Below are 22,190 nucleotides of genomic sequence, written 5' to 3' on the forward strand. Positions count from 1 at the left end.
CGGCAAGCCCGCCTCCGTGAAGAAGGCGAGTTGAAGCGAAAACTAAAATCGGTGGATCAAAGTTTGAAGCGGCCGAGTCCTTCAATTGTCCATCAACATGCGCATATTTGCCTACTTCCCTTCCCCTTGATGCAAAGCGGATACCCGCTATGATCGAGCCGACAGATGATTCAACCAGGAGAAATCGTTGGCCGTCAATATCAACGACCTGAGAGAAATCGCGGCCAAACGCGACCGTTATCAGGGCCAACTCAATCGCATTCGTAAACTCGGCAAACAAACGTCTTGTATTGAAGCCGCAGTGACGAGCGCATGCGAGACTTTGAACGCAGGAACAACCTCTTTTGTCATCTACGGCGAACCGCAGAGCGGGAAGACCGAGATGATGATTTGTCTGACAGCCAAGCTCCTCGATGACGGATATCGCGTCATCGTCCACTTGCTGAATGACAGTGTGCAGCTACTTCAACAAAACCTCGATCGGTTTCAGCGTTCAAACCTCTCACCAGCGGCTCGAAATTTTTCCGATGTTATTGACCCAGATTACTCTCTCTCAACCGGATTTCACATCATCTTCTGCAAGAAGAACGCCAGTGACCTAACTAAACTGAACCAAAAGCTTGAAAGAGTTAAAGAGAAAATCATTATCGACGATGAAGCAGACTTTGCCACACCCAATGCGCTGATCAACAAGGGCGACGTGACGCGCATCAATGCGCTAATCAAACAATTGATCAATCATGATGGCATCTACATTGGCGTCACTGCGACGCCAGCGCGATTGGACTTAAATAATACGTTCGACAACGACAACGAGAAATGGGTCAATTTTCCACCCCACGAAGCCTACACCGGCCAGGATGTATTTTTCCCACTCGACACCGAAGTCAGCTTCTCATTGCAAACGCTGCCAGACACGGATGATAGCCCAAAGTACCTACGCGAAGCGATCTTTCGATTTCTTATTCGCGTCGCCGCGATAAATCTCTCTACTGGCGCTGACGAAAACTTCTCAATGCTCATCCATACCAGCGGGAAAAAGCTTGATCACAAGTCAGACAAGAAACCGATTGATGATGTAATGAACGCTCTATCCGACGTTCATTCCAAGAAATTTGAGACTTACACGCACGAACTCGACAAGATTGCTGCCAAGCTATATGGCACCGATCAAGCGGGCCGCATCCTCGGCTATATCGTAAGAAATTGCGACCAGACCACGACAATTATTATGAACAGCGAACGGGACAAGAACGTTGACTTTAAGTCGGCGACTTCACCCGCAGCTATGTTCACGTTCGTAATCGGAGGCAACATCGTCTCCCGCGGCGTCACTTTCGACAACCTTCTTTCGATGTTTTTTACGCGCGATTCCAAACATAAAATACAGCAAGACACCTATATTCAGCGCGCTCGCATGTTTGGGTCCAGAAGAAAACACCTCCCTCACTTTGAACTAACGATCCCCGAACAACTCTATCTAGACTGGCAGCGCTGTTTCGTCTTCCACAAACTTGCGCTCGAGGCCATCAAGACAAAGAAGGGATCGCCGGTGTGGTTGGCGGACCAACGCATTGCCGCAGTGGCATCGAGCAGCATCGACAAGGCAAACGTACTGCTAGACAAGGGAGAAATGTCCTTCCCGATCTTTGACTATTCCGATGATGTTGAGCAGACGATCCACAAGAACGATGATGCGCTAGCTGCCCTCAAGGCACTGCAAGGCAAGATAGGCAACGACGCTCTGCCAGACTATTTGATTCAGTATGTCCAGCGCATGCTGCCAAGTGCGCCGGATTCGATAGCCATCCACCCTTCCAGCACGATCGAGAAGATGAAGGACGCTGATAAGGTCAAGATCGAGCGCACAAAGGGGCTGTTCGGGCAAGTTCGTCGTGAGTTTCCTAATGCTGCACACCACTTCAAGATTTTCTTCAACGACGAGAAGAAGGCACGCGTGATCTACAAATTTAACGGCAGCATCAGCTTCGTAAAGAACGTGAAAAATGCTGGATGATTACGAATTCTATCAGGGCGCCGTACTTCGACGCTTGATCGTAGAGACCGACTATTCGACTTCGTTTCGACCATTTGTTCGCGAGGGCAGGATGAACGCCTTCGTCGTGAACGGCAGGATCGGAGTCTACATGAAGCACTCCTCAAAGAGGATGTCACCCTGGCGATTCACATTTACAATCGAGCAAGCCGCAGACCTTCTTGACCTCGAACACAAGTTTCCGGACTCGTTCGTAGTGTTCGTTTGCGGAACTGATGGTCTGGTGACTGTATCTTTTGCAGATCTCCATACAATCGTTAGCTTTGAGGAAAGTGAGAATGCTTGGGTGAGTATCTCGCGGCCGCCTCGCAATCAATATGAGGTTGCCGGAAATCGCGGAGAACTACCAAACAAAGTTGCACGAGGAATTGGTATCATTCCACAGACGTTGAAGGCACGCATTAGAGAGCGACTTGCCGCTGTTTAGCTTGCCCTATCGACCATTCCACCTGCCAAGAATACTCATGAAGTTGCGGCGCCGACAATGAGCAAGACCTATAAAAAGACAATTCACGAAGCACTTGGACGTGACCCGGTCCACCCATTTCCCGCCCGAATGGCGCCAGGCATTGCGCTCGATATACTCGCAGCAGAGTCGCTACCGATTCGCGTGCTTGATCCCATGATGGGCTCTGGAACCGTACTCGCTGTCGCGCGAGCGAGCGGTCATACCGCAATAGGTATTGATATTGATCCGCTGGCTGTTCTCCTTGCGCGCGTTTGGACAAGGTCGTTAGACGTAGATAAAGTTCGAAGGAAAGCCACGGAGGTGCTTGAGCGCGCGAAAGCCGACTTTACTTCTCGCCATGTCGGCGAAGCTTACCCCGACGGCGCTGACCCAGAGACAAGACGATTTATTCGATATTGGTTTGATAACTACGCACGCCGTCAGCTAGCATCCCTTTCGAGGGCAATCAATGGAGTGCGAGACGACCATTCCAGAGATGCACTCTGGTGTGCGTTTTCGCGTCTTATTATCACAAAGCAGGCTGGCGCGTCGTTGGCAATGGACTTGTCGCATAGCCGACCGCACAAGGTCTTCAACCAAGCACCTGTCAAGCCATTCAACAAATTTCTAGCCGCCGTTCAGCATGTTCTTAAGAATTGCATCTCCGCTGACCAAGCGGACCGGGGCCCAGTAGCATCAGTCTCGCTTGGCGATGCTCGAAAATTGTTCATCCGTAGCGGCACGGTCGACTTGGTCTTGACTTCCCCTCCCTACTTGAACGCCATCGACTACATGCGCTGCAGCAAGTTTTCGTTGGTATGGATGGGTTATTCCGTTGAGGAGTTGGGGGGCATACGGACGGAGAGTGTAGGCACAGAGTGCGGCGATAAGAATGCTCTCGAAAATGAGGACATCCGCGAGATTATTGCTGATTTGAAACTCAAGCCGAGGCTCTCGAACCGTAACGCGGCCGTACTGGCTCACTACATTGACGACATGCACAAGGCTGTTAGGGAGGCCGCACGTGTGCTTTCGCCGGGCGGCAAGGCCGTATACGTGGTTGGCGAGAATACCGTTCGAGGTACATTCATTCCTAATGCGAAGATCGTATCCGCTGTTGCAGAGCGCTCAGGGCTTTGCAGCGATAATAGACGGGCTCGGACCCTTCCTGCCAACCGTCGATATCTCCCTCCCCCAACAATTCGCAATGCACCGGAAGCGTTGGGTGGACGAATGCGACGAGAGGTTATTTTGTCGTTTTCGAAAGCTTAAAGAGTAGAGCTTGGCCTCGCATGCCAGTCATTTCGTAGATTCAGGGTCCCTCGATGAATGGACTTAGTTGAAGGATAAGGCCATGCCGCTGACCCGGAATTTTGTGACACCGTGCGGGCGCGGGTGGAGCGCGAGCCGGCTTTCCGCTGGGTGCTGTTTCAGGAGGCGGTGCAGGCGTTGCTTCAGGGCGAGATCGCGGAGGGCCGCGCGGCCCTGCGGGCCTATGTCAATGCGACGGTCGGGTTCGAGCGGCGCGGCGAGGTGCTGTGGCGTTCGCCGAAGAGCCTGATGCGCATGCTCGGACCGGACGGCAATCCACAGCCGAAAACCTGCTCGGCGTGATCGGCGCATTGCAGGAGGAAACCGGCGTGCACCTGAAGATTCGCGCCGTCACCGAAGCGGCCTGACCCAAGCCGCTTATGCAACGGATGCGTCGTGGACGAAGCACCATCCGCCATCCAAAATCCGCAAAATTCCGCTATACTCGCTCCGGTAGCACCCGCGGAGCGTCACCATGCGCAACATCATCATCTGCTGCGACGGCACCGGCAACGAGATCTCCCAGAACATCTCCAATGTGCTCAAGCTCTATCGCTGCCTGCGCAAGACGGAGAAGACGCAGCCGCGGCAGTTTGTCTATTACGATCCGGGGGTCGGCACGCTGGCGCGGCCGGACCCGTGGCACAGGTTGAAGCAGGATTTCAACGCCATCCTGGGGCTCGCCACCGGCTATGGGCTCGATGACAACGTGCTCGCGGCCTACTCCTTCCTGGTCCACCATTACCAGGCGGGCGACGCGATCTACCTGTTCGGCTTTTCCCGCGGCGCCTATACCGTGCGGGTGCTGGCGGGGCTCATTCATAAAGTGGGCCTGATCTCGCCCGAGCAGGTCAATCTCGCGGGAAGCGGCCTGATCGCCTACAAGCAGTTCTCCTCCGACGAAGCGCCGAAGCTGCGGGCGAAGATCAGGTCGGCTGTCGATGTCGCCGCCGATGAAGCCGCGCTGCCGCAGAGCGCGTTCGACAATGCCGCGCAATTCGCGCGCATCACCTCGACGCGCTGGCCTACCATCCGCTTCGTCGGCGTCTGGGATACGGTCGCGAGCGTGATCGTGCCGCGGGCCGATCGCTTCTATTGGCCGAGCCTGGAGGAGCTCGCCTTCACGCTGGTCAACCCGAGCGTCGAGATCTTCCGCCAGGCGATCTCGATGGACGAGCGGCGCTGCATGTTCCGGCTGAAGAAGTGGGACGACCCGCAGACCTACAAGCCGGTCCGCTTCAACGACGTGAAGGATACGCCTCAGGACATCAAGCAGGTGTGGTTCGCCGGCGTGCATGCCGATATCGGCGGCGGCTATCCGGAAAAGCAAAGCGGGCTTTCCAAATATCCGCTGCTCTGGATGATCGAGCAGGCGATGCTGAGCGGGCTCAAGGTCAACCAGGCCACCGTCAACCAACTCGCCTGGGGCATCCAGCGCAAGGGCAGCCCGTTCTCCTATGTCGCGCCGGATATCCGTGGCGATCTCCACACCTCGCTGAAGGGCGCGTGGTGGCTGCTCGAATATCTGCCCAAGAGCGCGAACTACAGGGAATGGCCGGCGCGACAAACGCATTTCGGCTACTACATCCCGGACGCCGAGCCGCGCTTCATTCCGGACGGCGCTGTCATTCACGAGTCCGTCCTGCAGCGCATGGAAGCGCTGCCGAGCTACCGCCCGGTGAACCTGCCGAAGCAGTTCGAGAAGTCCCCGATGCCGGTGCCGCCGGCGCATGCGAGCGCGGATGACCCGGAGGATGCGGCCACGGAGGAATGACCTTCCCTTCTCCCCTTGTGGGAGAAGGTGGATCGCCGGCGCGGAGCGCCAGCGAGACGGATGAGGGGTCTGTCTCCGCGGAAAGAACCCCTCATCCGGCGCTTCGCGCCACCTTCTCCCACAAGGGGAGAAGGATGAACGCGTCACCCCGCCTTCGCCAGCCTTCCCGCCTCGATCGCATCGATCTGCAGCGCGATGTAGCGGCTGTAGATTCTCGCCTGCGAGAACGCGCCGCCGGTGAACCAGAGGCCCGCTTGCGGTGTGCGCGTCCACATGTTGCGCAGCTCCTGCGTGGCCTCATCGAATCCCCAGACGCGGCCGACGCGGCGCGCGACTTGCTCGCCGAACAATTGCGCCAGGAGATGATCGGGCCCCTTGTAGCCGGTGGCGAGCACAAACAGCTCAGCCTTGTGCGTAGAGCCGTCGCGCATCCGGATGCCGTCAGCGGCGTAGCCCTCGATATCAGACGCCTGCATCAGTTTTATCTTGCCGTCGGCGATCAGCTCGGAGGCGCCGACGTTGAAATAATAGCCGCCGCCGCGGGTGCGGAATTTCAGCGGCCAGCCGGTGCCGTCCTCGCCGAATTCGAGCCGGAAGCCCGCAGCCTCCAAGCGCCCGAGCAGCACAGCGTCGAGCCGTTTCACCTCGTCGGTGACGATCCTGTGCGCCATCTTCATCACCGGCAGCGGCACGCCGGAATTGAGGATGTCCCTGGACGCAATGGGCGGGCCGTCGCCGAGATAGGTCTTGTCGTAAAGCTGCGCCGGTTCGACATTGACGACCATGGTCGGGCTGCGCTGCACCATGGTGACGTCGGCGCCGGCGGCCTGCAGCTCCTGGCAGATGTCGTGCGAACTGGTGCCGGTGCCGAACACGACGACCGGGCGGCCCTTCCATTCCTTGCCCGCCCTGAAGCGGCTGGAGTGCAGCACCTCACCCCCAAAATTCTCGATGCCGGCGATGTCTGGAATATTCGGTGTGCCGCTGACGCTGGTCGCGAGCACGATGTGCTTCGGGCGCAGCGTGCGGCCCACGCCCTCGCGCGTCAGCCGCGCGGTCCAGCGCTGCGACGCCTCGTCATAGTCGGCGCCCTCGAAATTCGTGCGCGTCCAGAAATCGACTTCCATGATGTCGACATAGCTTTCCAGCCAGTTCGCGATTCTGTCCTTCGGGATGTATTCCGGAAAGGTCGGCGGGAACGGCAGATAGCGCAAATGATTGACCGGCGTCTTGTTGTGCAGCTTCAGCCCGCGATAGCGCAGCCGCCAGTTATCGCCGACGCGCGCCATGCGGTCGACAACCAGCGCGGTCAGACCGATACGCCGAAGCTCGACCGCCACCGAGATGCCGGCGTGGCCGCCGCCGATGATGAGCACGTCGGGATCGCTGATGTCATAGATCGCGGAAGCATGCCGCTCCTCGAGCCAATCCGGCCCGGCGAAATCCCTGACATGCGACGTCGCGGCATCAGCCTCGCGCGCGGCGCAGATGGCATCGAAATCAAGCGAGGTCGAGATCGTCCATGCACGCATCTCGCCATCGGCGTCGCGCGCAAGGCGGATCGCACCATAGCCCGGGCCGTTCACGCACTCGAACGTGAAGATCGCCTCGACGACGTCGCGACCGCCAACCACAGAAGCGCGCGGCGCCAGCCGTGCCGTGTCGAGGCGGAATTTACCGGCGCGCGCCTGCTCCGAACGGGTGAGGAGTTCGGCGACGACGGTCGCATTGCCGCTGAAGGTCGCGAAATGCCAGGAGATGCCGAACAGATTGCGCCAATGGCTGTCGGAGAGGAAAAGCCGCGACAATTCCGCCGCCGACCGCCTCGCCAGCGCCGCGCCGAATGCGGCAAGCCAGCGCTCCGTAGTTTCACGGTCGATTTCCTCAGGCAGCAGGCCCGGCCGGTCCAGCATGGCGGCATTTCCCCGAATTCTTGGTCTTATCATCAATCAGACCGCAGCTTTTGCATCAGCACAACTGCGGCCGCACCCCCGCAGGGCGGCATGCGCGGGACGCTCACCCCTCCTCTTGTACCGTTTCGGCCGTATTCCCGCCGCCGCGCGACCCCAATGGTTTACGCAACGTTCAGCACTGCTCCCTATCCTGATCGCTCTGCTGCCAGAACTGGCTTCAACCGCTCAGGACGAGCGATGCTGGAACGATCGATCGCTGATGAGGTCGAAGCGGCCATCAAGGCCGGCTCGACCACGAAACATTTGGACACGCTGAAGCAGGTCACCGACCTGTTTCTGCTGGCCGCCGAAAGCTATTCCGGCGAACAGATCGAGCTGTTCGGCGACGTGCTGGAGCGGCTGATCAAGACCATCGAGCTGCGCGCGCTGGCCGACGTCGCCGCGCGCATTGCGCTGGCCGAAACCTCCACCCAGCTTGCCTCCGTCAAGCAGGCGCCGCCGTCCGTGGTCAAGCGCCTCGCCGGCAATGACGAGATCACGATCGCGCGCCCGGTGCTGACCGAATCGGCGCGGCTGTCGCCGGAGGATCTGGTCGAACTCGCCGAGACCAAGGGCGAGCAGCATCTGCTCGCGATCTCCGGGCGCTGGTGGCTGACCGAAATCGTCACCGATGCGCTCTTGAAGCGGCACTATCCCTCCGTCAGCCTGCGGCTCGTCACCAATCCCGGCGCGCGGATGTCGGCGTCAGGCTATGCCATCGTGCTGAAGCAGGCCGAGACCGATCCCCATCTGGCCGTCGAGACCGGCGTCCGCGTCGACCTGCCCGCCGACCAGCGCCAGCAATTATTGAAGACCGCCACCGAGGCCGTGCGCCAGCGGCTGCTGTCGCGCGCGCCGCCGCATATGTTCGAGGAAATCAGGACAGCGATCGCCACCGCGGCGAGCGGCGCCGACCGCGAAATGTCGCGCACCCGCGATTTCACCGCCGCCCGCCGCTTCGTCGCCTCGCTCGCCAAGCACGGCAAGCTGACCGAGATGGCGCTGCTGGCGTTTGCAAAAGAGCGAAAATATGCCGAGACGGTCGCGGCGCTCGCCGAATTGTCCGGCTCCAGCGTCGAGGTGATCCGCCCGGTCATGCAGAGCCTGCGCGACGACGGCGTGCTGATCCCCTGCCGCGTCGCCGGCCTTGGCTGGGAAACCGTCACAGCCGTGCTCGAGGCCCGCTTCGCCTCCGGCTCGATGGGCCGCCACGAGTTGGCCAAGGCGAAGGAGCAATACGCCAAGCTGACGCTGGAAAACGCCCGCCGCCTGCTGAAATTCTGGCAAGTCCGCGCCGCCGACGCCAAGCCGCAGACGCATTGAGGAATTTGGGTGGGGCTCACTTCCCTTCCCCCCTTGTGGGAGAAGGTGCCGGAGCGAAGCGTAGGCGGATGAGGGGTTCCTTCCGCGGAGACAGACCCCTCATCCGGCGCTTCGCGCCACCTTCTCCCACAAGGGGAGAAGGAAAAACGGCCTCACGCCGCCTTGGTCAAACCGGCGTCGAGGTGCTTGAGGCGCGGCATCACCTCCTGCTTCAGCAGGCGCAGCGAATTGTGCCAGGCTTCCGGCTTGTGCTTGTAGTCGAAGCCGAACACCAGCAGCGTCCCGAAGCCGCCGACCTCGTGATAGATTTTTTCGATCTTCTCGGTGACCGTCGCAGGCGACCCCACGATCCAGTTGTTGCGCGCACAGTACTCCGCTGTCACGTCGGAGTCCGGCACGTCGGGCGAGGCCTTGAGGTAGTCCTTGAAGCCGAAATGGCCGAGCAGCGGCAGGAAGTATTCGGTCATCATCCGGCCCATCATGTCGCCGACCGACAACCGCCACGCTTCCTCGTCGGTATCGGCGACGAACACTTCGCGCACCATGCGCCAGTCGCTGCGCTTCGGCTTGCGCCCGGTTTTCGCAGCTCCAATCTCGACCGATTCCCAGTGGCTGCCGACATAGGCCGGGTTGAGGTTGAGGCTCATCGGGATGTAGCCGCGCTCGCCCGCGAGCTTGAGCGTGTCCGAGCCCTTGGAGAGGCCGGCGACGCCGATCGGCGGATGCGGCGCCTGCAGCGGCTTGATGTGGGGTTTAAGGAAGTCGAACATCACGTCCGGCTTGCTCACGGTCCAGTACTTGCCCTTGTGGGTCCAGGGCGCGTCCTCGGTCCACATTTTCAGGATGATCTCCAGCGCCTCGCGCGTCATGTCGCGGTTCTGGCCGGACATGCCGTCGACGTTGAACATCGCCCAGTCACTCGGCAGGCCCGAGGCCGCGACGCCGAAGTTGAGCCGGCCGCCGGAGAGATGGTCGAGCATCGCGACGCGGTTGGCGAGTTCCGCCGGATGGTGATAGGGCAGCAGGAAGCCGCCGGGCCCGAGGCGGATGTTTTTGGTCTGCAGGAACGCCTGCGCGAGAATGAGGTCGGGCGAAGGATGCGGTTCCCAGGGCGCGGTGTGGTGCTCGCCGATCCAGGCTTCCTGGTAGCCGAGCTCGTCGAGCCAGCGCAGCGTCTGCAGGTCCCAGTCGTGGCCCTCCTTCAACCCGCACTCCGGCGGATGGGACGGCATCGTGAAATATCCGATCTCCATGGGCGTCCTCGCTGTATGTTGTTAATTAAAAGCGCGTCTGTCGCGCGCCAGCGACAGCATAGCACGCCTCGCGTGCGGCCGAGTTATGACGAAACGGCTGGGCAGAGGTTCGCGCGACAGAGTGACGCCGCTACCGCGTCCCGAACGTGGTCGCGCCGAACAGTGCCTTTTGCGTCGAGGGCTGCGAGCGCCAGTATTGCGGCGGGGCGGAGACTTCGCCGCCGAGTTCGGCCGCGGCGTGCCAGCCCCAGCGCGGGTCGTAGAGCATGGCGCGGGCGAGCGCGACCATGTCGGCCTTGCCGGACGCGATGATCTCCTCGGCCTGCTTCGGCTCGGTGATCAGGCCGACCGCGATCGTGGTCAGCCCGGTCGCCTCACGGATCGCCTGCGCGAACGGTACCTGGTAGCCGGGGCCGAGTGGAATCTTCTGCAGCGGCGACACCCCGCCCGAGGACGCGTCGATCCAGTCGACGCCGCGCTTTTTCAGCTCCTGCGCAAATTGAATCGTCTGCTCAATATCCCAGCCGCCCTCGACCCAGTCGGTCGAGGAGACGCGAACGCCGACCGGCTTGTCGTGCGGAAACGCCGCGCGCACCGCGTCGAACACCTCGAGCGGAAAGCGCATGCGATTCTGCAAGCTGCCGCCATACTGGTCGGTGCGCCGGTTGGATATCGGCGACAGGAACTGGTGCAGCAGATAGCCGTGCGCCGAATGCACCTCGATGGCGTCGATGCCGAGCCGTTCGGTGCGCTTGGTCGCGGCCACGAAGGCGTCGCGCACGCGGGCGAGGCCCGCGGCATCGAACGCGATCGGCGGCGTCTCGCCTTCCTTGTGCGGGATCGCCGACGGTCCCTCCGGCCGCCAGCCGCCTTCGGCGACCGGGATCAGTTGCCCGCCGTCCCAGGGCGTGTGGCTCGACGCCTTGCGGCCGGCATGGGCGAGTTGCATCATCACCGCGGCCTTCGACCGCTTGCGTACCGAAGCCAGGATCGGCTTCAGCGCGGCTTCGGTCGCATCGTTGTAAAGACCGAGGCAGCCCGGCATGATGCGGCCCGTGGCCTCGACCGCGGTCGCCTCGATGCAGAACACGGAAGCGCCCGACAGCGCCAGCGAATTGATGTGGGTGAAGTGCCAGTCAGTGGCCTCGCCACTGACGGCGGAGTACTGGCACATCGGCGCCACCATGATGCGGTTGGCAAGCGTGAGGCCGCGCAGCTTGATCGGGGTAAACAGAGCGCTCATGACGGGGGATCCGGAAGGGGAGGAAGCGGGCCGCGATGCTAGCGAGCCGGCGTCTGCCGCTCAACCGCGTCCTGATCAACCCTGCCGGGCGATTTTTCGCAAGGTCCAGCGCCGCCACAGCTCACTCGACCAGCGTGAACTGCAGCAGCAGGTTGCGCTGGATCAGCGAAAAATTGTCGTCGGAGATCAATGTCAGCACCGTGTCGCCCTCCGGCGTGACATGGGCGTCGATGCCTTCCATGTTGTCGATCTCGTCGCCGAGGTCGGCGTTGAAGACCGCGGGGCCGTCGACCAGCGCACCCGGGGCGATGGAGGAAAGCGCGATGCGGCGGATGCGGATGCCGACCCCGCCGATCCAGGAGAACTTGCGTTCCAGAACCAGCAGGCTGCCGGACGGCAGCAGCACGGCGTCGCTGATGTCGAAATCCTCGGTGCGGCGGATCGAAAATTGCCCGGGCGATTTGCCGCCGATCAGGAAGCCGAGAATATTGCCCTGTGCGTCGAGGCCGCGTTCGGAGATCGCGATCAGCGTTCCGGCCAGAGGCTGGTTGCCCTTCGGCACCATCACCAGCGCCTCGATGCCCCTGTTAAACGGCAGCTTGCGCGCGGCCGGCGGCAGCGCGATCACTTCGCCGCGAGCACGCGTAAAGCTTGTGGTGAAATCGAAGCGCAGCAACTGATTGACGCGCTCGATGCCGACATAGACCAGCGTCCCGTCGAGCGCGAGAGCCTCGGTATCGAACCAGCCGCGGGAGGCGATCGGCCTGCCGTCAGGCCCAAGCATCGGCGATGCCTCGACGTCATCGAGCCCGATCATCTCGCGGCCCTTGTAGAGGATGCGCCCGGTGAACCAGCCGGCCTTGTCGCTGATCGCGATGAAGCGCTCGCCCCTGGCGTCGAGCCGCAGGCCGGACAGGCCGCCGAAGCCGCGAAACCGTGAGGTCAGGATCAGTCCGCTGCGGTATTCGAGGTCGCCAAAGCGCACGCGCGACCGGTCACGGGTGTCGAACGAGGGCAACGGCCGGGCGTTGACCTCGATCGAAACAGGCGTGGTGACCGAGAAGTCGTCGGGAACGGCCGGCTTGGTCGGCCGCTGCACGGCCGTCTGCGCCAGCGCGCGCCCCGGCATGGCCGAAACCGATAGCCCTGCCGCGGCGTAAGCCAGAACGCGGCGGCGGCCTATGCGCGGCGACATGCTCTCACGAGTGCAACCGGCGCGGCCGGCGGTGGCCGGTCGGCGCGGGCGCGGCGCCGTGGGTCTCGCTGAACAATTCGGCGAGCTTTTCGGTGATGGCGCCGCCGAGCTCCTCGGCATCGACGATGGTGACCGCGCGGCGATAGTAGCGCGTGACGTCGTGACCGATGCCGATCGCGATCAGCTCGACCGGCGAACGGGTCTCGATCTCCTCGATGATGTGGCGCAGGTGCCGTTCGAGGTAGTTGCCGGGATTGACCGACAGCGTGGAATCGTCGACCGGCGCGCCGTCCGAAATCATCATCAGGATCTTGCGCTGCTCGGAACGGCCGAGCAGGCGCTTGTGCGCCCAGTCCAGCGCCTCGCCGTCGATGTTCTCCTTCAGCAGACCCTCGCGCATCATCAGGCCGAGGTTCTTTCGCGCGCGCCGCCACGGCGCGTCGGCCGACTTGTAGATGATGTGGCGGAGATCGTTGAGGCGTCCGGGATTGGCCGGCTTGCCTGCCGCAAGCCACGCTTCGCGCGACTGCCCACCCTTCCAGGCGCGGGTCGTGAAGCCCAGAATCTCGACCTTGACGCCGCAGCGCTCCAGCGTGCGCGCGAGAATGTCGGCGCAGGTCGCCGCCACCGTGATCGGCCGGCCGCGCATCGAACCGGAATTGTCGAGCAGCAGCGTCACCACGGTATCGCGGAAGGTCGCTTCCTTCTCATGCATGAAGGACAGCGGATGATAGGGATCGGTCACCACGCGCGACAGCCGCGCGGGATCGAGGATGCCTTCCTCGAGATCGAACTCCCAGGCGCGGTTCTGCTGCGCCATCAGGCGGCGCTGCAGGCGGTTGGCGAGCCGCGCCACGATGCCCTGCAGATGCGCGAGTTGCTTGTCGAGATAGGAACGCAGCCGCTCCAGCTCGTCATGGTCGCAAAGATCCTCGGCGGCGATGACCTCGTCGAATTTCGGCGCGAAGGCGTGATATTCCGGCCCGCGCGGCTCGTTGGCGCCGCGGGTATTCGGCCGCGTCGCCTCGCCCGGCGTCTCGTCGTCGCCGAGTTCGCCGTCGTCGAACGTATCCGATGTCGAGGCCTGCGCGCTCTCCATCGCACTCTCGGACATTTCGTCGGTGGAGGCCTGCGCCTGGTCGGCGCTCATCTCCTGCGCGGCGTCGGAATCGGGCGAGCCCTCGGCGCCGGACTGATCGTTCTCGCCGTCCTGGTTCTCCTCGTTCTCGTCGTCATCGGCGTCGGCATCGCGGTCTTCGCCGAGATCGAGCGCCGACAGCAGATCGTGCACGAGGTCGCCAAATTTCGCCTGGTCCTCGGTGACCCGGCTGAGCTGGTCGAGCCGGGTGCCGATCTTGTCCTCCAGCACGGGACGCCAGAGATCGACCATCTTCTTGGCCGCCGTCGGCGGCGCGAGCCCGGTCAGCCGTTCACGCACCAGCATCGCCAGCGCATCCGACAGCGGCGCGTCGGCACGGTCGGTGATTTCGTCATACTTGCCGCGATGGAAATGGTCGTCGAGCATCGCGGTGAGATTCTTCGCAACACCCGACATCCGGCGCGAGCCGATGGCTTCGACGCGGGCCTGCTCGACCGCCTCGAACACGCCGCGCGCCTGCGGATTTCCCGGCATCAGCTTGCGATGCACCTTGGGATCGTGACAGGCGAGCTTGAGCGCGATCGAATCGGCGTGGCCGCGCACGATCGCCGCATCCCGCCTGGTCATCTTGCGGGCCGGCTCCGGCAGCCGCGCCTTGCCCGGCGCCAGGCCCGGCCGCTCGGCGGCGAAAGTCACGTCGAGTTCGGGCGCCTTCGCGATCGCGCGCAGGCAGGAGGTCACCGCGCGCTTGAACGGTTCGGTCGGCGCTTCCTTGGATCCGGTACGGAATTTGGAATTGGACGTCGTCATTCCCACCTCACCGCCGTCGTCCCTGCGAACGCAGGGACCCATAACCACCGGCGATTATTATTCTGCCGATCTCTAGCACCATCACCCTACCGAAACGCCGCGGCGTATGGGTCCCCGCGCCCCGTGCGCAATTGCGCACCAGGCGGGGACGACGACTACGAGAGAGCCACGTTCACAGCGGACTCGGGGAGTTCCTGATTGAAGCAGCGCTGGTAGAACTCGGCCACCAGCGGCCGCTCCAGCTCGTCGCACTTGTTGAGGAAGGTGACGCGGAACGCAAAGCCGATGTCGCCGAAGATTTCGGAGTTCTCGGCCCAGGTGATCACCGTGCGCGGGCTCATCACCGTCGAGAGATCGCCATTGGCGAAGGCGTTACGGGTGAGGTCCGCGAGCCGCACCATCTTGTTGACGATGTCGCGGCCTTCCTGCGTGCGATAGTGATGCGCCTTGGAAAGCACGATCTCGACTTCCTCGTCATGCGCCAGATAGTTCAGCGTGGTGACGATCGACCAGCGGTCCATCTGGCCCTGGTTGATCTGCTGGGTGCCGTGATAGAGGCCCGAAGTGTCGCCGAGGCCGACCGTGTTGGCGGTCGAGAACAGGCGGAACGCCGGGTGCGGCTTGATCACCTTGTTCTGGTCGAGCAGCGTCAGGCGGCCGGAGACTTCCAGCACGCGCTGAATCACGAACATCACGTCCGGGCGGCCGGCGTCATACTCGTCAAACACCAGCGCGATATTGTGCTGCAGCGCCCAGGGCAGAATGCCGTCGCGGAATTCGGTGACCTGCTTGCCGTCCCTGACCACGATCGAGTCCTTGCCGACCAGATCGATACGGCTGATGTGGCTGTCGAGGTTGACGCGCACGCAGGGCCAGTTCAGCCGCGCGGCAACCTGCTCGATATGGGTCGATTTGCCGGTGCCGTGATAGCCGGTGACCATGACGCGGCGGTTCTTGGCGAAGCCGGCGAGGATCGCCAGGGTGGTGGCGCGGTCGAAGCGGTAGTCCGAATCGACTTCCGGGACGTGCGGGTCGACTTCGGAATAGGCCGGCACTTCGAGGTCGCTGTCGATACCGAAAACCTGCCGGACCGACACCTTCATGTCGGGCATTCCGGCCGGCTCCGTTACTTTGCTCATGGCGGCGGTCGTCATCAATCCTCCGAGGTCCCGGGCATTCCCAAAACCAGATTTGCTGTATGGCTGCGGATGGGGGCTGTCGCCAACCTAGCAGAGAGCAACGGCCGGCAGAAGCCCGCGGCGCAATCAAAGTTCCGTTGCCTTATCATTGAGATAGGTTGCGTATCAGCTTTTTGGAGGGCTGCCCTGCGAATCACGCCGCACTTTTGCCGGTTTGGCCGCCGGCCGGGCGTAAAGCAACGTCCGCCTCGCCCTTTCCGCCCCCGCCGGGGATTGATAGCTGTGGGTTCGGGCGCCCCACCTCGCGGACGGAACAACAGTGACTTCATTCCTCGATCCCCTGATCGGATTCGTTTCGGCCCATCCATGGCTGGCGTACCTGGCGCTGTTTCTCGCCGCTCTCCTGGAGGCCATCCCGGTCGTGGGCGCGCTGGTGCCGGGCTCGACCATCATCCTGGCCCTGAGTGCGCTGGTGCCCGGCGGCGAGTTGCAGCTACCGGGTGTGCTGGCGGCGGCGATTGCGGGCGCCCTGCTCGGCGACGGCTCGGCGTTCTGGGCCGGGCACCGCTCGCAACGCGAAATCCTGAGCGCCTGGCCGATGTCGAAATATCCGGCCGTGATGGCGCAGAGCGAGGCGTTCTTCCAGCGCTGGGGAATGCTTGCCGTGTTGTTCGCGCGCTTCGTGCCGCCGATCCGCGCCTTCGTGCCGGTTACGGCCGGCGCCCTCGGCATGCCGCCGGTCCGCTTCTACGGCGTCAATCTGGCCGCCGTCATTGCATGGGCGATGGCGCATGTGCTGCCGGGCGTGTTCGCAATCTCGGCGCTGCATCATTATGCCGGCCTGCCGCATCACCAGCACGTCGGCAAGCACATCTGGATTCTGGGCGTGGTCGCGGCGTCGATCATTGCGCTCGGCGTCTGGACGCTGCGCCGCCGTCAAGCGCGAACCGGGCTCCGCCCCGGTGCAGGCCCGACATAGCGGGCGCGGGGCCGGATCAGCCGGCCATGCTGCAACTGCTCGCAGGCATGCGCGATCCAGCCCACCGTGCGCGCCATCGAGAACAGCACCAGTTCGTGGCCGGGCGGCAGGCCGAGCGTATGCACCAGCACCGCGAGCGCATAGTCGATATTGACGAACTCGCCGGTCGCTTCCGCGATCCGCTCCGGAATTTCATGGGTGAATTTGCGATCGGCGCCGGAGCCTGCCAGCGCTGCCAGCAGCGCCCGCGCGCGGGGATCGCCGTGCTTGTAGACGCCGTGGCCAAAGCCCGCGAAGCGTTCGCCGAGCGCGACGCGCTCGCGGATCACAGGCGCGACCTCGCCATTGGCGAGCGTCTTCAATAGCTGCGCCGCCAGCACGCCGGCGCCGCCATGCTTGGGTCCCTTCAGCGCGACGAGGCCCGCGATCACCGCGTCATAGAGATTGAGGCCGGTGGAGGCCGCGCAGCGCACGGTGAAGGTCGAGGCGTTCAGTTCGTGATCCGCCAGCAGCACCAGCGCGCGGCGGATCAGATCCGGCGCATATTTGTTATCGGGCGCCCAGACGCGGGCGATCTGGACATGAAGCGGCTTTGCCGATGATTTCGCGTTCAGCATGGTCGCGACCACCAGCCGCACGATGCGGCCGCCGACCATCGCGCGGCCATCAGGCGCCCGGGTGAAGGCGCGCGGATCGGCCGCCGCCGCAAGCGCCAGCACCGCAATGGCGCGGTCGATCGCATTGGCCTTGCGCGCGGCCTCGGCAACGGCGCGCATCTCGTCCGAGATGATCGGGCAATTGTCCTGATCGAAGGGGTCGACGCCGGTCACGTCCCACAGCAGCGTCGCGGCATGTTCGAGCGTGTCGCGCTCGGCAAGATCGATGCAGTTGACGCCGCGATAGATCGCGCCGTCCTCGGTGATGGTCCCGATCGCCGAGTCCAGCACCGGCAGATCCGCATCGAAGCTGCGCAGGCCGCGCGGCTCCGGCGAGGGCGTACGCCGCTCCTTCAGGGTGCGGACGTCCTCGGCGCGGTAGCGATGGCTGCGGGAATCCTCCGAGGGCTCCGAGCGGATCAGGCCGCGGCTGACATAGGCGTAGAGGGTCGCCTGCGAGATCGCGAGTTCGGCGGAGGCCTCGCGGGCCGACAGATAAAGCCCGGCGGATTTTTTCATATTGATTTATATAATCAAGATTGATCAATCTGTCGAGAGATCAGACCTTTGCCGTCAGCAAAGGAGAGCCTCCATGAACATGCAGATTTCCAAGACCCCGATCGGCCTCGACGGGGTTCCGGCCGCCGAAACCGTGCTCAGCCATGTCGACGGCGAGCGCGGCGAACTGATCATTGCCGGGGAGCGGGTCGACGACCTCGCCCGCAAGACCGGATTCGAGGGCGTGACCGCCCGCCTCTGGAGCGGCGGCACCGGCCAGCCGATCGGCGAAGCCGCGGTGCGCGCCGCACTCGGTGCCGGGCGCGAACGCGCCTTCGCCCGCCTGCCCGACCTGCTCGGCATCACGCGCGGCCTGTCGATCGTCGACGGCTTTCGCGCAGGCGTCGCCGGCCTGCGCGCCGAGGCAGGGCTGGCGCATGAAGCGACAATCGTCGGCGCGTTTCCGGTGATCGCCGGCGCTTTGGTGCAGCGGGCGAAAGGCAACGAGCCGGTCGCGCCCGATCCGACCGCAAGCCACGCCGCCGACACCTTGTCGATGCTGCGCGGGCATAAGCCCAACGCGCGCGAAGCCGCGGCGCTCGACGCCTATTTCGTCACCGTGTGCGACCACGGGATGAACGCGTCGACGTTTGCGACACGCGTGGTGGCTTCGACGCAGGCCGACCTGTTCGCCGCCGTCACCGCCGGCTATTGCGCGCTGACCGGACCGCTGCATGGCGGCGCCCCGGAGCCGGTGCTGGAAATGCTCGATGCGATCGGCTCGAGCGAGCGGATCAAGCCGTGGGTCGACAGCGCGCTGGCGCGCGGCGAGCGGCTGATGGGTTTCGGCCACCGGGTCTATCGCGTCCGCGACCCGCGCGCCGATGTGCTCAAGGCTGCGATCGAGCGGCTGGCGGGTGACGGCGCCGACCTGCCGTTTGCCGGCGAGGTCGAGGCCTATATCCGCGACGCCCTGCGCAGGAAGAACCCGGACCGCCCGCTCGACACCAACGTGGAATTCTTCACCGCGATCCTGCTCGACGCGCTGAAAATCCCGCGCCAGGCGTTCACGCCGATCTTCGCGGTGGCGCGCGCCGCCGGCTGGACCGCGCATGCCCGCGAGCAGCAGCGCGGCGGCCGGCTGATCCGGCCGAGTTCGGCCTATATCGGGCCAATGCCGCAGTGAGAAAAATCGTAGCCCGGATGGAGTGTAGCGAAATCCGGGGCCAGTGGATCAAGGGACGAAGGAGTCCCGGATTGCGCTGCGCTCCATCCGGGCTACGAACGCTCGAAGCTACGCGCGAACCACCGTCTTCAGGTAATTATACGCCTTGATGATCTCGATCAGGCGATCCTCGGTGGAGCGGTCGCCGCCATTGGCGTCGGGGTGGTGCTGCTTGACCAGTGCCTTGTACTTCGCCTTGACGTCATCCAGCGTTGCTTCGGCGGAGAGCCCCATCACCTGCAGCGCCTTGCGCTCGGCATTCATCACCTTGCGCGTTTCGGCCTTGGCCTGCGCGCCCGGACCGGGCCGCCAGCGGCCACGGCCGTTGAGCTCGGAGAACATGCTGAACGGATCGGCGGCGCCGTCGAAATCCTCGGCGCTCGGCTGCTTGCCCTTCTTGCCGGCGGTGTTGGCGCCCATCTTCCAGGTCGGACGATGGCCGGTCAGCGCATCCTTCTGGTAGCGCGCGACGGCGTCGGCATTCATGCCCTGGAAGAAATTGTAGGACTGGTTGTATTCGCGGACATGGTTGAGGCAGAAGTGCCAGTACTCGCGGGAATTCTCCCGCCCCTTGGGGGCGCGGTGCGGTCCCTTGTTCTGGCAGCCCGCCCACTCGCACATGGCGGCTTCTTCCTTCGCACGCGCCTGCGCCTTCGCGCTGACCTTGTTGGGCTTGATGCGAATGGAATCGAAGAATTTGGATGAGTCGATCGGCATAGCTGACTTTGACTACGCAATGGCCAAGGCTTCAAGTCTTGACATTGCGAATACCTCCGGTTCGGATGCATCATTGACGAAAAGCAGACACGGAATTATCTGCCTCCATCATGAGCACCAGGGACACTATCATAAACAAGTTGAGTGAAGCTTTCCTGCCGGAAAGCCTCGACGTCGCCGACGAATCACATCTGCATGAAGGCCATGCCGGCCACAGGCCGGGCGGCGAAACGCATTTCAGGGTCTATATCGTATCTGGCGCCTTCGAAGGGAAGAGCCGGGTCGAACGTCACCGCATGGTAAATGCGACGCTCGCATCGGAACTCGAGGGCTCCGTGCACGCGCTCGCCATCAAGGCCCACGCGCCGGGAGAAAACGCCGGCCGGTAGTTTCCTCGAACCCTGCCGCAAGAATATGAGCATCCGATGACGATGTCGCAGAAGCTCGTAATCGAATATCTGGCGTCAGGCCGTGCGCCAGCTTCCTGTGAAGATCGGCCGAGATGGTCGAACGATTCTCGCAACTGTGAGACAATCAATCAGGCGCTGGATCAGGTTCCGTTCGACGCGCGGTTGCCCTGCCCCCGATGCCGCCGCAGGTCGATGGGGTCGTCCGATGCGATATTGGGCACGCTTGCAATGGGCCGCTGCCGTCGCGCTGGTGATCGCGGCGTCCCCGGTCAGGGCGCAAGGGCTCGACATGCCGAGCCCCTTCGTCCAGGAAATATTGATCAAGAGCATTCTGGTGACGCTCAACGACGCGGTCGCCTCGGATAATTTCACCGTCCTCCATGCCAAGATCTCAAAACCATTCCGCGATCAGTTTCCGCCGGAGAAGCTGCGCACCGTGTTCAAGGACCTGGTCGAGAAGCACGCCGTGTTCGACGCGATCGTCGCAAGCCCGGTCATTCCCGAGGAAGACGCCAAAATCGACGAGAAGGGCGTCCTGCGCCTCAAGGGCCGCTTCGACACCACGCCGAAGAAGGTGAAGTACCAGCTCGGCTTCATTCCCTCCGACGGCCAGTGGAAGCTCGCCGGCGTCAGCATCGACATCGAATAGAAGATGGCGACAGCGCGCAGGTTCAGAACGCCGTCCCCGCCCGCTTCGGCTTCGGATCCTCCCCCTGGGCTTCGCGCGGCAGCGGCGTGATCTTGAGCGCGGTGATGCGGTTGCGCTCCCGACGCAGCACGCGGAAGCGGCAGCCATGGAAGGTGAAGTTCTGGCCGCGCTCGGGGATCGAGCGCGCCTCGTGAATCACGAGGCCGGCGACGGTGGTCGCTTCCTCGTCCGGCAAATGCCAGTTCATGGCGCGGTTGAGATCGCGGATCGGCACCGAGCCGTCGACCACCACCGAGCCGTCGGCCTGGACGCGGACGCCGGCGACCACGACGTCGTGCTCGTCGGAAATGTCGCCGACGATCTCTTCCAGCACGTCCTCCAGCGTCACCATGCCTTCGACCTCGCCATACTCGTCGACGACGAGCGCGAAGTGGGTCTTGCGGCGGCGGAACGCCTTGAGCTGTTCGGACAGCGGCCGCATCTCCGGCACGAACCAGGGCGGCAGCATGATCGCCGAAACATTGATGTTGGAGGTGTCGCCGTCGCTGGCGCGGATCGCGCGCAGCAGGTCCTTGGCGTGCAGCACGCCGATGATGTTCTCCGGCTTGTCGCGCCACAGCGGAATGCGGGTGTACTCGGTCGACAGCACCTCGCGCACCAGTTCGTCCGGCGGCAGGTCGGCATTGATCATCACCATCGCGGTGCGGTGGACCATGACGTCTGACACGGCGAGGTCGCCGAAGCGGAAAACATTGTGGATGTACTCGGCCTCACCGCTTTCGATCGCGCCGTGTACGGCGGATTCCTCCACCAGCCCCTCGATCTCGGAATCGGTGAGGATTTCATGCTGCGAGGATTCCTTGACGCCGAACATGCGCAGGATGCCGCGGGAAGCGCTGTTGAGCAGCCAGTTCAGGGGATAGAACACCAGATAGGACAGATAGAGCGGATAGGCGATCCACTGCGAGACGGGGGTCGGCTGGCGGATCGCGAATGTCTTCGGCACCTGCTCGCCGATCACGATATGAAGCGAGGAGAACACCAGAAAGCCGGCCACGAACGACACGAAGTGCAGGGTGCGCTCCGACATGCCGAGCGGAATCAGCACCGGCTCGAGCAATGCCGACACCGTGGGTTCGCCGACCCAGCCGAGGCCGAGCGAGGCCATGGTGATGCCGAGCTGGCAGCAGGCGAGATAGGCTTCGATATTGCCCATCATGTCCTGCAGCAGGCGCGCGGCGAAGCGATCCTGCTCGACCATCGCCTTGATGCGAAAGCCGCGGCTCTTCACCAGCGCAAACTCGGCGGCCACATAGAACGCGTTGGCGGCGAGCAACAGGATCGCGAGCAGCAGGTTGAACGCGGTCGAGCTCATGCATTCCTCATAACGGACCTCATAACGGACTTGGCCCCGCGCGACGCCGCGCCGGGTTCCGTCTGGACAATCCCGCTC

General features: G+C 63.1%; 19 protein-coding genes. 10 read left to right on the forward strand and 9 right to left on the reverse strand.

The genetic code is table 11. The annotated features are described in order from the left end of the window. Positions 1-187 precede the first annotated feature (187 nt). From V7E26_RS01525 to V7E26_RS01545, 5 genes are all read left to right on the forward strand, one after another. On the forward strand, positions 188-2,017 hold the full coding sequence (locus V7E26_RS01525) for a Z1 domain-containing protein (protein ID WP_324412716.1): 1,830 nt from the start codon (positions 188-190) through the stop codon (positions 2,015-2,017). After that, the gene (locus V7E26_RS01530; protein WP_324412718.1) at positions 2,007-2,483 is read left to right on the forward strand and encodes a hypothetical protein; all 477 of its coding nucleotides are present in this window, start codon (positions 2,007-2,009) and stop codon (positions 2,481-2,483) included. Before V7E26_RS01525 ends, V7E26_RS01530 begins: the two co-directional genes overlap by 11 nt. A gap of 57 nt (positions 2,484-2,540) precedes the next feature. Further along, positions 2,541-3,776, forward strand: coding sequence for a hypothetical protein (locus tag V7E26_RS01535; RefSeq protein ID WP_324412720.1), 1,236 nt, complete (start codon positions 2,541-2,543; stop codon positions 3,774-3,776). A gap of 111 nt (positions 3,777-3,887) precedes the next feature. Beyond that, the gene (locus V7E26_RS01540; RefSeq protein WP_324412722.1) at positions 3,888-4,118 is read left to right on the forward strand and encodes a hypothetical protein; all 231 of its coding nucleotides are present in this window, start codon (positions 3,888-3,890) and stop codon (positions 4,116-4,118) included. Between the two features lie 172 nt (positions 4,119-4,290). After that, positions 4,291-5,589, forward strand: a complete 1,299-nt coding sequence (locus V7E26_RS01545; RefSeq protein ID WP_324412724.1) for a T6SS phospholipase effector Tle1-like catalytic domain-containing protein — start codon at positions 4,291-4,293, stop codon at positions 5,587-5,589. Positions 5,590-5,732: 143 nt separating this feature from the next. On the opposite strand, the gene V7E26_RS01550 is transcribed toward V7E26_RS01545, so the two are convergent. Next, complete coding sequence (locus tag V7E26_RS01550; protein WP_324412726.1) at positions 5,733-7,502, reverse strand: NAD(P)-binding domain-containing protein; 1,770 nt, start codon at positions 7,500-7,502, stop codon at positions 5,733-5,735. 237 nt (positions 7,503-7,739) lie between these two features. Between V7E26_RS01550 and V7E26_RS01555 the strand changes: the two genes are divergently transcribed. Continuing rightward, positions 7,740-8,864, forward strand: coding sequence for a DUF2336 domain-containing protein (locus V7E26_RS01555; RefSeq protein WP_324412728.1), 1,125 nt, complete (start codon positions 7,740-7,742; stop codon positions 8,862-8,864). 152 nt (positions 8,865-9,016) lie between these two features. Here the strand turns inward: V7E26_RS01555 and V7E26_RS01560 are convergent, their stop codons facing one another. The 5 genes from V7E26_RS01560 to cobS all read right to left on the reverse strand — a co-directional run bounded on the left by V7E26_RS01560 (position 9,017) and on the right by cobS (position 15,618). Next, complete coding sequence (locus V7E26_RS01560) at positions 9,017-10,117, reverse strand: LLM class flavin-dependent oxidoreductase (protein WP_324412730.1); 1,101 nt, start codon at positions 10,115-10,117, stop codon at positions 9,017-9,019. 130 nt (positions 10,118-10,247) lie between these two features. Then, positions 10,248-11,360 (reverse strand): NADH:flavin oxidoreductase/NADH oxidase, encoded by a 1,113-nt coding sequence (locus V7E26_RS01565; protein WP_324412732.1) that lies wholly within the window; start codon positions 11,358-11,360, stop codon positions 10,248-10,250. 121 nt (positions 11,361-11,481) lie between these two features. Next, positions 11,482-12,555: an esterase-like activity of phytase family protein gene (locus tag V7E26_RS01570; protein WP_324412734.1), complete on the reverse strand. Its 1,074-nt coding sequence runs from the start codon at positions 12,553-12,555 to the stop codon at positions 11,482-11,484. A gap of 4 nt (positions 12,556-12,559) precedes the next feature. After that, complete coding sequence (cobT, locus tag V7E26_RS01575) at positions 12,560-14,464, reverse strand: cobaltochelatase subunit CobT (protein WP_324412736.1); 1,905 nt, start codon at positions 14,462-14,464, stop codon at positions 12,560-12,562. Between the two features lie 155 nt (positions 14,465-14,619). After that, entirely contained in the window at positions 14,620-15,618 is a 999-nt protein-coding gene (gene cobS / locus V7E26_RS01580) for a cobaltochelatase subunit CobS (RefSeq protein ID WP_324412738.1), read from the reverse strand. 304 nt (positions 15,619-15,922) lie between these two features. Between cobS and V7E26_RS01585 the strand changes: the two genes are divergently transcribed. Then, positions 15,923-16,582 (forward strand): DedA family protein, encoded by a 660-nt coding sequence (locus V7E26_RS01585; RefSeq protein WP_324412740.1) that lies wholly within the window; start codon positions 15,923-15,925, stop codon positions 16,580-16,582. On the opposite strand, the gene V7E26_RS01590 is transcribed toward V7E26_RS01585, so the two are convergent. Beyond that, entirely contained in the window at positions 16,540-17,757 is a 1,218-nt protein-coding gene (locus V7E26_RS01590; RefSeq protein ID WP_324412742.1) for a citrate synthase family protein, read from the reverse strand. The two genes, V7E26_RS01585 and V7E26_RS01590, sit on opposite strands and share 43 nt — an antisense overlap. Positions 17,758-17,830: 73 nt before the next feature. On the opposite strand from V7E26_RS01590, the gene V7E26_RS01595 reads away from it, so the two are divergent. Continuing rightward, positions 17,831-18,922, forward strand: a complete 1,092-nt coding sequence (locus V7E26_RS01595; RefSeq protein WP_324412744.1) for a citrate synthase/methylcitrate synthase — start codon at positions 17,831-17,833, stop codon at positions 18,920-18,922. Positions 18,923-19,030: 108 nt separating this feature from the next. On the opposite strand, the gene V7E26_RS01600 is transcribed toward V7E26_RS01595, so the two are convergent. Further along, positions 19,031-19,678: a J domain-containing protein gene (locus V7E26_RS01600; RefSeq protein WP_324412746.1), complete on the reverse strand. Its 648-nt coding sequence runs from the start codon at positions 19,676-19,678 to the stop codon at positions 19,031-19,033. A 110-nt stretch (positions 19,679-19,788) separates the two neighbouring features. Between V7E26_RS01600 and V7E26_RS01605 the strand changes: the two genes are divergently transcribed. After that, a complete protein-coding gene (locus V7E26_RS01605) occupies positions 19,789-20,067 on the forward strand; it encodes a BolA family protein (RefSeq protein ID WP_324412747.1) in 279 nt (92 codons plus the stop codon). Between the two features lie 226 nt (positions 20,068-20,293). Further along, positions 20,294-20,737 carry a hypothetical protein gene (locus tag V7E26_RS01610; protein WP_324412749.1) on the forward strand — a complete coding sequence of 148 codons (444 nt, stop codon included), beginning with the start codon at positions 20,294-20,296 and terminating at the stop codon, positions 20,735-20,737. Positions 20,738-20,759: 22 nt separating this feature from the next. On the opposite strand, the gene V7E26_RS01615 is transcribed toward V7E26_RS01610, so the two are convergent. Then, positions 20,760-22,112, reverse strand: coding sequence for a hemolysin family protein (locus V7E26_RS01615; RefSeq protein WP_324412751.1), 1,353 nt, complete (start codon positions 22,110-22,112; stop codon positions 20,760-20,762). Between the last annotated feature and the right edge of the window lie 78 nt (positions 22,113-22,190).

Origin of the sequence: Bradyrhizobium sp. (assembly GCF_036735945.1) — a bacterium.
Lineage (GTDB): Bacteria > Pseudomonadota > Alphaproteobacteria > Rhizobiales > Xanthobacteraceae > Bradyrhizobium.

Excerpts from the sequence above, each read along its gene's own strand:
- V7E26_RS01595 (WP_324412744.1), top strand. The coding sequence starts at position 17,831 with ATGAACATGCAGATTTCCAAGACCCCGATCGGCCTCGACGGGGTTCCG.
- V7E26_RS01530 (WP_324412718.1), top strand. The coding sequence starts at position 2,007 with ATGCTGGATGATTACGAATTCTATCAGGGCGCCGTACTTCGACGCTTG.
- V7E26_RS01570 (WP_324412734.1), bottom strand. The coding sequence starts at position 12,555 with ATGTCGCCGCGCATAGGCCGCCGCCGCGTTCTGGCTTACGCCGCGGCA.
- V7E26_RS01555 (WP_324412728.1), top strand. The coding sequence starts at position 7,740 with ATGCTGGAACGATCGATCGCTGATGAGGTCGAAGCGGCCATCAAGGCC.
- V7E26_RS01545 (WP_324412724.1), top strand. The coding sequence starts at position 4,291 with ATGCGCAACATCATCATCTGCTGCGACGGCACCGGCAACGAGATCTCC.
- V7E26_RS01605 (WP_324412747.1), top strand. The coding sequence starts at position 19,789 with ATGAGCACCAGGGACACTATCATAAACAAGTTGAGTGAAGCTTTCCTG.
- cobS (WP_324412738.1), bottom strand. The coding sequence starts at position 15,618 with ATGACGACCGCCGCCATGAGCAAAGTAACGGAGCCGGCCGGAATGCCC.
- V7E26_RS01550 (WP_324412726.1), bottom strand. The coding sequence starts at position 7,502 with ATGCTGGACCGGCCGGGCCTGCTGCCTGAGGAAATCGACCGTGAAACT.
- V7E26_RS01565 (WP_324412732.1), bottom strand. The coding sequence starts at position 11,360 with ATGAGCGCTCTGTTTACCCCGATCAAGCTGCGCGGCCTCACGCTTGCC.
- V7E26_RS01560 (WP_324412730.1), bottom strand. The coding sequence starts at position 10,117 with ATGGAGATCGGATATTTCACGATGCCGTCCCATCCGCCGGAGTGCGGG.
- V7E26_RS01610 (WP_324412749.1), top strand. The coding sequence starts at position 20,294 with ATGCGATATTGGGCACGCTTGCAATGGGCCGCTGCCGTCGCGCTGGTG.
- V7E26_RS01615 (WP_324412751.1), bottom strand. The coding sequence starts at position 22,112 with ATGAGCTCGACCGCGTTCAACCTGCTGCTCGCGATCCTGTTGCTCGCC.
- cobT (WP_324412736.1), bottom strand. The coding sequence starts at position 14,464 with ATGACGACGTCCAATTCCAAATTCCGTACCGGATCCAAGGAAGCGCCG.
- V7E26_RS01600 (WP_324412746.1), bottom strand. The coding sequence starts at position 19,678 with ATGCCGATCGACTCATCCAAATTCTTCGATTCCATTCGCATCAAGCCC.
- V7E26_RS01535 (WP_324412720.1), top strand. The coding sequence starts at position 2,541 with ATGAGCAAGACCTATAAAAAGACAATTCACGAAGCACTTGGACGTGAC.
- V7E26_RS01590 (WP_324412742.1), bottom strand. The coding sequence starts at position 17,757 with ATGAAAAAATCCGCCGGGCTTTATCTGTCGGCCCGCGAGGCCTCCGCC.